11 protein-coding genes are annotated in these 13,086 nt (G+C 65.9%); 4 read left to right on the forward strand and 7 right to left on the reverse strand.

The genetic code is table 11. The features are described from left to right. Positions 1 to 7 precede the first annotated feature (7 nt). Positions 8 to 1,591: a cytochrome c gene (locus ASF27_RS18620; RefSeq protein WP_056362372.1), complete on the forward strand. Its 1,584-nt coding sequence runs from the start codon at positions 8 to 10 to the stop codon at positions 1,589 to 1,591. Positions 1,592 to 1,729: 138 nt separating this feature from the next. Beyond that, positions 1,730 to 2,134 (forward strand): PilZ domain-containing protein, encoded by a 405-nt coding sequence (locus tag ASF27_RS21845; protein WP_082479325.1) that lies wholly within the window; start codon positions 1,730 to 1,732, stop codon positions 2,132 to 2,134. A 172-nt stretch (positions 2,135 to 2,306) separates the two neighbouring features. Here ASF27_RS21845 and ASF27_RS18635 read toward each other — a convergent pair whose 3' ends face one another. Further along, positions 2,307 to 3,566, reverse strand: a complete 1,260-nt coding sequence (locus ASF27_RS18635) for a glycosyltransferase family 87 protein (RefSeq protein WP_056362473.1) — start codon at positions 3,564 to 3,566, stop codon at positions 2,307 to 2,309. Positions 3,567 to 3,813: 247 nt separating this feature from the next. On the opposite strand from ASF27_RS18635, the gene ASF27_RS18640 reads away from it, so the two are divergent. Next, on the forward strand, positions 3,814 to 4,305 hold the full coding sequence (locus ASF27_RS18640; RefSeq protein WP_056362379.1) for a hypothetical protein: 492 nt from the start codon (positions 3,814 to 3,816) through the stop codon (positions 4,303 to 4,305). Between the two features lie 59 nt (positions 4,306 to 4,364). Here ASF27_RS18640 and ASF27_RS18645 read toward each other — a convergent pair whose 3' ends face one another. The 6 genes from ASF27_RS18645 to ASF27_RS18670 all read right to left on the reverse strand — a co-directional run bounded on the left by ASF27_RS18645 (position 4,365) and on the right by ASF27_RS18670 (position 11,108). After that, positions 4,365 to 5,225: a transglutaminase family protein gene (locus ASF27_RS18645; RefSeq protein WP_056167310.1), complete on the reverse strand. Its 861-nt coding sequence runs from the start codon at positions 5,223 to 5,225 to the stop codon at positions 4,365 to 4,367. A gap of 134 nt (positions 5,226 to 5,359) precedes the next feature. Further along, complete coding sequence (locus ASF27_RS18650; RefSeq protein ID WP_056267332.1) at positions 5,360 to 5,953, reverse strand: LUD domain-containing protein; 594 nt, start codon at positions 5,951 to 5,953, stop codon at positions 5,360 to 5,362. After that, positions 5,950 to 7,494, reverse strand: coding sequence for a lactate utilization protein B (locus tag ASF27_RS18655; RefSeq protein ID WP_056267334.1), 1,545 nt, complete (start codon positions 7,492 to 7,494; stop codon positions 5,950 to 5,952). The genes ASF27_RS18650 and ASF27_RS18655 overlap by 4 nt, the downstream gene beginning before the upstream one ends. Continuing rightward, complete coding sequence (locus ASF27_RS18660; RefSeq protein WP_056167303.1) at positions 7,491 to 8,234, reverse strand: (Fe-S)-binding protein; 744 nt, start codon at positions 8,232 to 8,234, stop codon at positions 7,491 to 7,493. The genes ASF27_RS18655 and ASF27_RS18660 overlap by 4 nt, the downstream gene beginning before the upstream one ends. Before the next feature lie 75 nt (positions 8,235 to 8,309). Beyond that, positions 8,310 to 10,070: a ubiquinone-dependent pyruvate dehydrogenase gene (gene poxB / locus ASF27_RS18665; RefSeq protein WP_056362382.1), complete on the reverse strand. Its 1,761-nt coding sequence runs from the start codon at positions 10,068 to 10,070 to the stop codon at positions 8,310 to 8,312. 243 nt (positions 10,071 to 10,313) lie between these two features. Further along, on the reverse strand, positions 10,314 to 11,108 hold the full coding sequence (locus ASF27_RS18670) for a response regulator transcription factor (RefSeq protein WP_082479327.1): 795 nt from the start codon (positions 11,106 to 11,108) through the stop codon (positions 10,314 to 10,316). Between the two features lie 1,689 nt (positions 11,109 to 12,797). Between ASF27_RS18670 and ASF27_RS18675 the strand changes: the two genes are divergently transcribed. Beyond that, on the forward strand, positions 12,798 to 13,013 hold the full coding sequence (locus ASF27_RS18675) for a hypothetical protein (RefSeq protein ID WP_056167296.1): 216 nt from the start codon (positions 12,798 to 12,800) through the stop codon (positions 13,011 to 13,013). Positions 13,014 to 13,086 lie beyond the last annotated feature (73 nt).

Genomic DNA, 13,086 nt, shown 5'->3' on the forward strand with positions numbered 1-13,086 from the left:
AGGTGTGATGCATCGCCTCGTCGCCCTCGGCCTCGGCCCTGGCCTTCTCCTATGCTCCGCGATCGAGCCGGCAGCCGCCCAGGACGCCCAGGCCGCGTTGATTAAGCGCGGCGAGTATCTCACCACCGCGGGCGATTGCGTCGCCTGTCATACCGCTCCCGGCGGCAAGCCGTTCGCCGGCAACTACGTCCTCGATACGCCCATCGGCAAGATCCGCACGCCCAACCTGACACCCGACAAGGAGACGGGGCTCGGCAATTGGAGTGCCGACGAGTTCTACCGCGCCTTCCACGACGGCATCACCAAGGACGGATCGTATCTCTACCCGGCGTTCCCCTTCGCCTGGTACACGAAGGTCACCCGGGAGGATGCCGACGCGATCTTCGCCTACCTCCAGTCCCTCGAAGCCGTGCGCGAGGTCCGCAAGCCTTCCGAGATCCCGTTTCCGTTCAACATCCGCACGGCTCTGATCACGTGGCGCACGGCGTTCTTCACGCCGGGGGAGTTCAAGCCCGACCCTGAATCGTCCGCCGAAGTGAACCGGGGCGGCTACCTCGTGGAAGGGTTGGGCCATTGCGGCATGTGTCACAACGCCAACAAGATCGTCGGCAACAGCGGCTTGGCGGGCAAGCTCGGCGGTGGCGTCATCGACGGCTGGTATGCGCCCAACATCACGCCCGACGACCACACGGGCATCGGCGCCTGGACCGATGAGCAGGTGGTGACCTATCTCAAGACCGGAACCGCTCCGGGTGACCGCCCCGGCGTCGCCGCTGGCCCCATGCGCCAGACGATCCAGGAATCCCTGTCCAAGATGACCGATGCCGACCTTAAGGCGATGGTCGCGTATCTGCGCACACAGAAGGCCAAGGAAACCTACAAGACCAAGGATCTCCAGGCTTTCAACGCGGCTGGAGCGCCGGGCGCCGGGACTTACCTGAGCTACTGTTCCTCGTGTCATAAACCGGACGGCAAGGGTGTCGAGGGCGCGATTCCGGCTCTTGCCGGCAACACCTCGGTTCAGGCACAAGGGCCCGAGACGGTGATCCGCGTCATCCTGGGCGGCCTCGCCGCCCAGAACGATTACGCCCCGATGCCCGCCATCGGCGCCGGCATGACCGATGCGGAGGTGGCCGACGTCACCGATTACATCCGCAATGCCTGGGGCAACAGCGCCCCCGTCATCACCGAACGCGGCGTGGTGGCCGCGGCGCGGGAGAAGACGCAGACCATGCTGGCCGGAAGCGCGCCATGCGCCGAGGTCGCACAGCCCGAGGTCGCCAAGGCCCTCGACGAAGCCGGGGCTGACGAAGCTCTGAAAGGCCTGACGCCGGCCGACTTCATTCCGCGTCTCGACGCTCTCTTGCCCCGCATCAAGGCGGCGGCCCCGGGAGCCAAGGACGACGACATCGTCAACGCGGTCACCACGGCCTTCTGCAAGGCGAGCCGTGACGATCCGGCCTACCGGAAAACCGGCTGGCATGCAGTCATCGGAAGTTTTTCGAATGTCGCCTATAGTCAGATCAAGAATCCAGAGAAGCAGGCTTCGACCCCTGGACCGATTTCTCCCGGAGTGCCCCGTCCGAACTAGACTCGCGACGGCGGCTGGGGGTGGAATTCCATCGAACTTGTTTGCGATCACGGGTCTGTGATCGCGAGGCGTTTGTACGGTATCGCTTCGTAAATCTCTCCCGCTCACTGTGCTTGGTGAGGAGTTCAGCGAAGGACGATGCGCGTGACAGCGAGTGCCGAGAGCGCGACGGAATTGGCGCGGCGCGAAGTGCGCAGCGAAACGAACTGGATCGCGACGATTCGGTTTCGCGACGGCACAGAGGTTCCGTGCACCGTAAAGGACGTATCGAAATCGGGTGCGAGGATCGGCGTTCCGGCGAGTTTGGCGTTGCCGGATGTCTTCATGCTGCGGATCATCGGCCGCGATTTCCTCTGCCTCGTCCGTCTGGCCTGGCGCCGGGGTGATTACGTCGGCGTGCGGATCGAGCGTGTCGGCAAGGTGCCGACGCCGGCCGCCCCGGTGGAGGCGCCGGTGCTTACCCCTACCCCGCCCGTGAACGAGCCGCAGAGCACGCCCTCGTCCGGGGGCCTTCGGCGCGCACGCGGTATCTCGGCGTTCTAGGCTTCTGCCCGCTCGTTTCGAGCCGGATCGGGGATGTGGGTCACGCGCCTTCCGAACAACCGGCCTTCGCATCGTCGAAGCGCTCTACAGCGAAGACGGCACGCCTCACGCGCGAAGGCTCGGCATATCCGACCGCTCCGGTTCCCGGGCCGCGTGAACCGCAGCGCCGGTCTCACAACATCTCCGGTACGGCCTGTGCGGGCGGGCGCTGGAGCACCCGCCAGATCAGTCCCACCAGTCCCACCAGTCCAACACCGGCCAGAGACAGGGGCATCGCCCCGAGGGCGAGGCCTTCTTCGCCGTACCTGACACGCAACGCACCCGTCATGGCCAAGCCCCATCCGGAGGCGATCCAGGCGAGGGTGAAGACGGCCGTCCGTTCGCGCGCCGTCGTGCGCGCCATGAGATCGGGGGCGAGGAGCGCCAAGCCGACACCGAGGATCGGAAGATCGTAATCGTAGGCGTAGGGGCTCACCAGAAGGCTCGCGACGGCAGTGAGCCCGATCACCTGGCGGGTCGGCATCCGGCGGCGGATGGCGAGGGCCACGAGACCGAGGGCGAGGAATGCGACGCAGGCCTGAACCGCCATGGCCACCGCGGCGGACGCGCCGAGGGTCCGCACGACGGCATAGGCCGAGATCATCCGGAACAGGGGATAGAGCCCCTGTTCCAAGAAGGCCCCTGCCTCGGCGACACCACCGAGGAACGCCCTCCAGACGGACGGGCCGAGCACCAGGGTGGCGAGCGCGGCCGATGCGCCCGCCACGCCTGCGGCGATGAGTGCCGTGCGCCAGTCGCGGGTCATCGCGGCCTGGAGCGCGAAGCCGACGGCGAGATGCGGCTTGATCGCCATCAGGCCCAGGGGCAGCCCGGCGCGCGGGTCGTGGCGCGCGAGATGGAGGCAGGCCAGGCCGATGAGGCTGCCGCTTAGGAACCCGTTCTGGCCGCAGGCGATGGTGACGATCAAGGTGGGAAACACGAGGGCGAGGAGCGCGCCGAGATGCTGTGGGGCCAGACGCCGCAGGACCATCAGATAGGCCGCCAGGGTGCCGCCCGTGAACAGCAGGTAGGCCAGTCCACGGGGGAGGAGCGCGAAGGGCGCCACCACCAGGTTGAAGACGGGCGGGTAGGTCCAGGGCAGGAAGGTATCGGGCGCCCCGAGGGTGCGCTGTGCCAGAAGCAGCGTCGTGAAATGGTACGCCTGTTCGACCTCTCCGCGCCAGACTAGGCGGCCCGCGATCAGGAACGCGTCGAAATCGATGAGCACCGTGATCCGCCCGAGCGGTGGCCAGGTGAGCTCGATCGCCTTCGTGACCAGCAGCACGAAGAGGAGAGAGAAGATCACCCTTTGCAGCAGGGGCGACCGGATCGGACCCGCGACGGATCGGGCGACGGCCGGATCGTCGGAGGCTCCGGCCAGGGCAGTGCGCATGATCTTCGTCTCGGTTGGGACCGGCGGCGAGCCGAACCCCGTCATCGTGCGCCGACCCTTGCCGATAGGCCTTTAAGAGTCCGTGAAACGGGCCGTGCCGCTGCTTTGCGTGGGCCCTCGGCGGATCGCTGGCGCGGGCCGGCGGACGTGATAGGACATCGGCACGTCGGCGGCGGAGTGCTGCCCGCGTTGCGCAGGTGCGGCCGATCCATGTCGGCGATCGGCACCATCGGAAAGGATCGAGATCGTGCGTTCTGGACTTGCCGTCTTCCTCGGCGCCCTCCTCGGGGCGGCCCTCCTCGGTTCGGTTCCGGCCCGGGCGCAGCTCGATATCGACGATCTCGTTCCCTGCGCGCAGGAAGGGCAGGTCTGCCGCATGCCCCACGCGACCAACGTCTATTTCGGCGTCACCGGCCGCACGAACGGGCGCCCCTTCCCGCAGGGCGGCTCGATCCTGTGCGCCGTCTCGACCTTCGGCGATCCGGCTCCGGGCCTCAGCAAGATGTGCTGGTACGCGCCGCTGGCCGCCTCCGGCCGTCGCGAGGAGCCCCGGGGACGGGATCTTCGCGATGACGACGGGCGTGGCCGCCGCGACAATCGCCGGGACGAGCGCGACGACGACCGTGATGATCGCGTCCGCGGGCGGGGCGATTCCGAGCGCCGGTCGGACGGCTACGACCGGCGCGGCTCGGATGCCTACGAGCGTCCCCGGCGCGATCGGGATTTCGGCCGGTACTGAATCTGTGGCTCGGTCACGCTCCGGCGGGGCGACCAGCCGCGTCGGCGCTCCGATGAACGTCAGGCGGCACCCGCATGCGGCGCCGGCACCTCCGTCGAGATGGCGTCCACCGTTCGCTGGGGCGGGCTGCCCAGGCCGTCCGAGCGGACGATGCGGATCTGCTGGTTGATGGGCTGCATGTTGCCGTAGGGCGTCGAGAATGCGATCTCGGCGGCATCCCGGCCGACGCCGATGCGGACGAGACCGTCGAGGTCGGCCTGTCGCGTCGCGTCGAACAGCCACCAGCGCCCGTCGAGATAGGCCTCGAAAACCGCGTGGAAGTCGCTCGGCACGAGGCCGTGGGCGTAGCAGCTCACGAAGCGGGCGGGGATGCCGAGCGCCCGGCAGAACGCCGTGCCGATATGTGCGAAGTCGCGGCAGACGCCGGCGCGCTTCAGCAGGCTCTCGTCTGCGGTGGTCTCGCCGTCGCTGGTGCCGGGCTGGTAGGTCAGGTGGTCGTGGATCCAGTTGCAGATCTGGTTCACGCGGGCATGGCCCTTGGGCAGGGCGCCGAACTCGGCCTGGGCGAAGGGTGTCAGGCGGTCCGACGAGACGAAGCGGCTCGGCAGCAGGAAGGGCAGGATGTCGAGGGGCAGTTGGCCGATCGGCGTCTCGTTGATGGTGGCCGGGTCGGCCCGGTGGACGGTGAGTTCGACCTCGGCGTTGTATTCCAGCGCGAACTGCCCCATCGGCACGTTGACGCCGAGATAGCGGTTCAGGAGATCGGGCGTCGTGTAGATGTCGCGCTTGAGATTGGGGGTCAGCACCAGGGATTCACTGAGGATCTCCAGGCTCCGCAGCTTGGCGACTTCCAGGTTGAAGATGAAGGTCGTGTCCGAGAGGATGTTGTACGACAGGCTGCAGCCGAGGGTGTAGCGCATGGAAGCTCCTTCCTTTGTGCCCGCACGGGTGCAAGCCTTTGTGCCCGCACGGGTGCAAGGTTTACGCCCGTTCGGACGGAAAAGCTCCGCGATCGAGCCACCGCTGCCCTTCCCGCGCGCCATGCGCGGATCGCTCAGGCCCGGGGCAGCAGGATCACCGTGAGGGAGCGCACGCCCTGCGCCCCATGGATCAGCACACCCTCGATATCGGCGGTGGCCGAAGGGCCGGTATGGAGCACGGCGTAGGCGGCGCGGCCGAAATCGGGCCGGCGATAGGCCGCCTGGATGTTGACCAGGATATCGGCCGGATCGAGCAACACCACGAGGTGCTGGGCGAGGTAGGCCACGGCGTTCACCTGCAACTCGTCCTGGGTGAACAGCACCGAGCCGGTCTCGGCGACACCGAACACCGCGCGCACGATGGCGACATCGACGTCGGCGAGGTCCTGCGGGCGGGCGACCGCTCCGAGATCACGGTTTCCCGTGATCTCCGGCACGGCGGAGGCGATGACGGCCGCCGTGTCGAGACGCTCGCGCACGGCGGCGAACGGATCGGCGCCTGGGACCGGGGCGGCGATGCGGCCGCCCATGCGCTTCAGGCGCTCGCCGAACTCCGCCACGTGGTCGTCGCCCACGAGGGGGGGAAACACCGGCACCTCCGGCAGGGGATGGTCGCCCGCCGGGCGGTTCTTCCGGATGCGGGCCAGGGTGTCGTCACGGGCGCTCATTTGGCGCCGTCCTGCTTGGTCATCCGGTTCTGCTTGTACCAGCTATGGAAGCTCTGGCGCGGGGTCTCGGGCATCTCGCGGCCCTTCCCCCAGGTGTTGAGCGGGTTGTAGACGGCGAAGCGCGGCAGGGCCCTGAGGGCGGAATCGGCCGCCCCGATGGCGGCGCGGTAGGCGGCCGGCCGGCTCAACACCTGACCCGCCGCCTTCATCATTCCCTGCTTCAGGAGCGGAATCTGGTGCTCCTCGGCCAGGACCTTGCGCCACGCGAAGATCTGCTCGTGAATGTTGATCTTCACCGGGCAGACGTTGGTGCAGGAGCCGTTCATGGTCGAGGAGAACGGCAGGGTCGAATACTTGCGCTTGTTGAAGGTCGGGTCGATGATGAGCCCGATGGGTCCCGAATAGGTGGCGCCGTAGGACAGGCCGCCCGAGCGCCGGTAGACCGGACAGGTGTTCATGCAGGCGCCGCAGCGGATGCATTTGAGCGATGTCCAGAACTCCTCCATCCCGAGGCGCTCGGAACGGCCGTTGTCGACCAGCACCATGTGCATTTCGGTGCCTTCACGCGGCCCCCTGAAATGCGAAGTGTACTGGGTGATCGGCGAGCCCAGCGCCGAGCGCGACAGCAGGCGGATGAACACGCCGAGATGCTCGATGCGCGGGATCAGCTTCTCGATGCCGATGGAGTGGATCTGAAGCTTGGGCACGTTGCCCGAGAGGTCGGCATTGCCCTCGTTGGTGCAGGTGACGACGGTGCCGGTTTCCGCGATGGCGAAGTTGCAGCCGGTCATTCCCGCATCCGCCTCCAGGATGAGGGGACGCGTGTGCATGCGCTGGCTCTCGGCCAGGTAGTGAGCGTCGTCGTTCTCCGGGTCGGTGCCCATGGTCCGGGCGAAGACTTCCGCCACGTCGAACCGGGTCTTGTGCACCGCCGGCACGACGACGTGGCTCGGCTCCTCGTTGTCGAGTTGCTGGATGCGCTCGCCGAGATCGGTCTCGATCACTTCGATGCCGGTGCCGGCCATGTAATGGCGAAAGCCGCACTCCTCCGTGAGCATGGATTTGGACTTGATCAGCGTCTTCGCGCCGTGATCCTTGAGAATGCCGTGGACGATGCGGTTGTGGTCGGCCCCGTCCGCCGCCCAGTGGACGTGAACACCGTTGGCCCGGGCGTTCGCCTCGAACTCCTCGAGGTATCTGTCGAGGTTCGACAGGGTGTGGGTCTTGATCTGGGAGGCGAGTTCGCGAAGCTCCTCCCATTCGGGAATGCCGAAGGCCGCGACATCGCGCTTGCCGCGCAGGTCCCACAGGCGGGCATCGTGCGCCTTCTGGTGCAGGGGGGCGGCCAGAAAGCGCTCGGCGGCCTCGGCCTGGTCGATGGGCCGGTCGCCGCGGATCTTCGCGCCGCGGGGCTGCGGTTCGCGGGGCGCCTTCACCGCCACAGGCTTCGTCGCGGCTTCCGCGTGCTGGAGGCGCCGGCCGTCCTGGCCGTGGTCGCTCTCGGGAGCCGTCTCGCGCAGGCCCTGATCCTCGATGCTCATGCGGCGGCTCCGTTGAGGATGCGGGCGATGTGGATGAACTTCAGGGGCGTGCCGAGCCGGGCGGCGCAGCCCTTCTGGTGCATCATGCAGGAGGAATCGGCCGAGACCACGTAGGCGGCGCCGGCCTGGGCGTGGTCGGTCACCTTGTCGTAGCCCATCTTGGCCGAGACGGCCGGCTCGAACACCGAGAAGGTGCCGCCGAAGCCGCAGCACTCGTCGGGGCGGGCGGGCGTGACGATCTCGATGCCCTTGACCTTGCTGAGGAGGTCGAGGGGCTTGGAGTAGTAGGGCTTGTTCAGCTCGGACGGCCGGGCGTGGTGGATGCCCCGCAGGGCGTTGCAGTTCGAGTGGTAGCCGACCTTGTGCGGGAAGGAGGCCCAGGGGAATTCCTCGACCTTCAGGATGTCGTGCAGGAATTCCACCAGTTCGAAGGTCTTTGCCCGGACATCCTTCACGTCGTCCGTCTGCGGGATGGCGGTCAGGTGCTCGCGGACCTGATGCGCGCACGAGCCCGACGGCGTGACGACATAGTCGAACCCGGTGAAGTTCTTCACGAACAAGGCTTCGGTGGCGGCCGCCTCGGCATGGCAGCCGGTGTTGGTCATCGGCTGGCCGCAGCAGGTCTGGTCGAACGGGTAATGGACGTCGAGGCCGAAGCGTTCGAGCAGTTCGAGGGTGGCGATGCCCACCTCCGGCTCGAAGGCATCGACGTAGCACGGCACGAACAGTCCGATGCGCATGGCGTTTTTCTTCATTTCGTGGGCGGCGCCGGAGCGCCGCCCACCCTGGAAACATTCGAAACGATGGTTCCGGTTCTAGCGAAGCAAGTTCGTCTTGGCGAGGTCGAGGACGGAATCGCCGCGCCCGCTCATGACCGCACGCATGACGTAGAGGCTGAACCCCTTGACCTGCTGACCGTCGATCTTGGGCGGCATCGACAGCTCCTGGCGGGCCACCACCACATCGAGGAGCGCGGGGCCGTCATGGGCCAGCACCTCCCGCAAGGCGCCCTCCAGTTCGGCCGGGTCCTCGACCCGCACGGCATGGATGCCCGCACCCCGGGCCATGGCGGCAAAGTCCGGATTGTCGAGGGCGACCCCGGTCTCGATGTAACCGGCAGCCTTCATCTCCATCTCGACGAAGCCCAGCGTGCCGTTGTTGAACACCACCACCTTCAGGGGGAGCTTCTCCTGTCGCAGCGTCAGCAGGTCGCCCATCAGCATGGTGAAGCCGCCGTCGCCCGAGAGCGAGACCACCTGCCGCCCCGGCTGCGCCGCCTGCGCACCGATGCCCTGCGCCATGGCGTTGGCCATGGAGCCGTGGACCCACGAGCCCAGCAGGCGGCGCTTGCCGTTCATCTTGAGGTAGCGCGCCGCCCAGATCGTCGGCGTGCCGACATCGGCGGTGAAGACCGCGTCCTCGGCGGCCGCTTCGCTCAGGAGCTTGGTGAGGTATTGCGGGTGGATGTGGTTCGTTCCGGCCTTCAGTCCGAACCAGCCCTTCTTCGGGGCGCCGGTGGCGAGGTCGTCCAAGTCCTCGCGGGCCTTGGCGTAGTGCTTGAGCGCCGCGTCGAGGTGCTTGCGGTCGTCCTTCGGGGCGAGCTTCGGCATCAGGGCCGCGATCGTGTCCTTCACGTCGCCGACGAGGCCGAGATCGAGCTTGCACCGGCGGCCGAGCTGTTCGGGGCGGAGATCCACCTGGGCGATCTTCGCATCCGTCGGGTAGAACTGCCGGTAGGGAAAGTCGGTGCCGAGCATCAGCAGGGTATCGCAGCCCATGATGGCGGCGTAGCCCGACGAGAAGCCGATGAGGCCCGTCATGCCGACATCGTAGGGGTTGTCGTACTCGACGAACTCCTTGCCGCCGAGCGCGTGGACGATGGGGCTCTTCAGGGTCTCGGCGAGCTGCAGCAACTCGGCATGCGCTCCGGCGCAGCCCCGACCGCACAGGAGTGTGACGCGGCGCGAACCGTTGAGGAGGTCGGCCAAGGCGTCGAGTTCCCGGGTGGCGGGGCGCACCATCGGCTTTCTCGGAATCAGGCCGGCATTCGGCGCGATGTCCCGCTCCGGCGCGTCCTTCAGGGTGACATCGCCCGGGATCACCACCACGGCGACGCCGGACAGCCCGATGGCCGCCCGCATGGCGTTCTCCAGAACCTGTGGCAGTTGCGAGGGGTCCGAGACCATCTCGCAGTAATGGCTGCATTCGCGGAACAGGTTTTCGGGGTGGGTCTCCTGGAAGTACCCGGAGCCGATCTCGGCAGACGGGATGTGGGCCGCGATGGCAAGCACCGGCGTCCGCGAGCGATGGCAATCGAACAGGCCGTTGATGAGGTGCAGGTTGCCCGGGCCGCACGAGCCGGCACAAACGGAGAGTGCGCCGGTGATCTGGCTCTCGGCTCCGGCCGCGAAAGCCGCGACCTCCTCGTGGCGCACATGCACCCACTCGATGGTGTCGCGGGCCCGCAGGGATTCCGTCAGGGCGTTCAGGCTGTCGCCGACGAGGCCGTAGATCCGGGCGACGCCCGCCTGCTCGAGGGTCTCGACGATAAGGTCTGCGACGGTGACGATCTTCATGGGCTTGATCCCTCTGCTGGGATTTCAAACCGTACGGGATCGCCGCGCGTTCCCGGATTGCTGCGTTGCGGCAAAGTCAAGCGCGCTGTCCGCCGGGCCGTCGCGGAAATTGCCGGCGGACGGAGGTGGTGCGCGGCCAAACCCCGAAGTGTCTGCGCCGAACGTCGCCGCAGCCGGTTCTTGCACCGCGCAACGACCTCGGACGCTCCGAGACGAACACCCGGAGGGTATCGTCACCGACAGCTATTCGTTGGTAAAGTATTTGTTCGTGAGGTAGGCGACCTCGGTGCGGTTCTTGGCCTTGAGCTTCTTCATGATGTTGCGAACGTGAACCTTTACGGTACTCTCGCACATGTTGAGTTCGTAGGCGATGATCTTGTTCGGCGTGCCTTTCCGCAGGGCGCGGGCGACGCTCATCTGTCGCGGGGAAAACGCTTCATCGTCCGTCCTCACCGGTTGTGGCTTCGCGGAAGCGTTGGCCAGGGCGTTCAGCATGCAGGCCGCGGGCACATAGACGCCGCCGGCACGGACGAGATGCAGGGCCTGCACGGCAACGTCGAGGGAGCTGGTCGTCGGGATATAGCCCTTCACGCCCAACTGAAGAATCTTGACGATGGTTTCGGGGCTCTCGCTGTCCGACATCACCATGGTCGGGATCGTCTCGTTCCAGGCGCCGAGCTCGGCCAGGTCGTGGCTGATGGCGGCGAGGTCCGCGTCCGCCGCCTGGTGTCCAGGCAGGCAGAACACCACGAGGCAGGCAGCCAGACGCGAGACCTCGCTCTTCCATTGGTCGAGACTCGGATACAGTTCGAAGGTCGAGATCTTGTCGGCAGTGCGAAGCGAGGCGAGGAGGCACTGTCCGACCAGAGGACGGCGATCGATTAGAATGATCGTGTTGCCGATCGCGTTGGCCAGAACCACGCCGGCCGCCGTCAGGTCATTCTCCGAGGGGAGCGTATGATGACGATTCAAGTGACTTTCGAACTTGAAATTTTGTCCGGACGAGAGGCCGGCACGCACAATATCAATATTGCTCATGATAAAGCCCCTCTCTTAATATCGATTTAGATACCAATATTATTTTCTAACAATTTTTATTTTTTGCCCGAGCCTTGACGCTCGTACCCATCTCCACGGTCCGACACGCCATCGGCGATGAGAGATGTTAGTGAAATCTTAACGGATTTGTCAAGCTAACTCATTACCCCTTTTGGCGTATTCGCGTCCTTGTCCTGGTGTTCGTCTGGTCCAATGCCTTGGGATGGAATCACCGAATGCAGTCTCGGCCGTGTTTTCGATGGAATGGTGCCTATCGCATTTCTCCAGCCGCGGACGACAAACCCATTCGTAGGAGCCATGTCTTCTGTCGGTTTCTCATCATCGGGAAAAAGGATCGTCCTTCGCGGGGCAGACCCATACGCTTCAGTTCGAGTTCCTGGGGGCGGCAGTCGACGGCGATACTGATGACGCAAGGGTCGTCCACTGCCGCCCCCGCTTCCAACCGTCGCGATCGCCGGCTTCCTGTGTAGGGCGTTGCTGGGTTTCCCCGGCATCCCGACGGGGGCCTGAAGGGCGCTCCCCAGGGCTGTCCTGGTCCTGGGGAGCGCCAGGGGGGGCACCTGCCGCGCATCGTGCACCGCCTGCCGCCCTTCGGCGACGGCTCCTACGCTCTCTGCCTGCTCCACAACCTCATACTCGATCTCGCCTTCGCCGCCCTCGTGGCGGTGGGCGCGAGCGACCGCTACGGCTGGGGGCCACCCTGGCGGTCCTCATCTGCCGTATCGCCTCCACGTTCGCGCAAGGCTTCGCCGAGGCACCGTCGACGGCGGGCCTCATCCGGTTTCGCCGCGCCCCAGTGGCCGGCGTCACCGTGGGCTGAACAGCCGATCGCCCGCATGCAGAGACGAAGTCAGTAATCATCCGCACCCGAAACATGCCGCATCCGGCGGCGGGCTTGGGATTCGCTCGCCTTGAGACTTAAATTCTCCGGTGCGAGATGATAGTGTCCGTCTTACGGCGAAACATCGCTGCATTTGATGTCTGCTTTTGGACGTACGGATATCCCGGGTGTTCTAATCCCGACGACAGATTTCAAGGGAGGTCTGAGCCGATGTGGGCCCTCGTTCATGACAATGGTAGTTCCACACCGGACCCCATCGCCGATGAGCGGGAAGCGGTGCGCGCGCATCTCCGCAAGATTTTGAAGCGCCTGTCGCGGAGCGGGAAATCGAACGACAATCAGCCCTAGATGCCATGGCGCGTCGCCTGTGCCGCTCGACGGCACTGGATCTCCGCAAATAGATCGCGCACTCGAGCCCCTTTTCCGGGGTAGAAGGCACTGGCCTGGCTCGTATAAGTCTCGCCTCCGGGGCGACAGGATCGATGTCCATACTCGGGCCGAACCGCCTGCGGCTCGCCTTGGGGAACGACGGGATCCGATGTGCATCGCGATCTCGATGCGCGTTCTCCGGTGCAGCTTGCGCGTGGATCGTGCAGGGTGGGCCTACCGACGCACGTCGATCGGGATGAGACCGTGATACCGGTCCGTACCTCCAAAGTGCATGCCTCGGAAGTATATTGCAATGATATCGGCCTGATCAATGTCAGGCAGTAAATTAATTTATATGATCTGATGAGTATCGGTCGGATTTGGTACGGGAGTCTTCTCCGGATACGAAGGTATTCTTCCCGTTGTCGAGATGCAGCCTGCATCCATGGGAGGTTGAATTGCAGTCTCGCTTTCACTTCGACCTCGAGAACAAGCGTGAGGCGATCCGCGACGAGGAGGGCGTTCTGGCGGCCGATCTTGCGTGCGCACTCGAACAGGTCGTTTCCGGCGTCGAGGAGATGCGCGCCTCCGGTGAATTGGAGGGGGCCGGCCGGGGCTGGTTCCTCGTCGTCCGGGACGCGGACGGCATCGTCAGGAAGCGTGTGCCGGTCTGAGCGACATCGCCCATCAGGCAGGCCGAGCCCCGGCATCCGCCTGACCGCTGGGCATCCGCCTGACCGCCCGGCA

The organism is Methylobacterium sp. Leaf102 (assembly GCF_001422425.1).
In the GTDB taxonomy this organism is placed as follows: domain Bacteria; phylum Pseudomonadota; class Alphaproteobacteria; order Rhizobiales; family Beijerinckiaceae; genus Methylobacterium.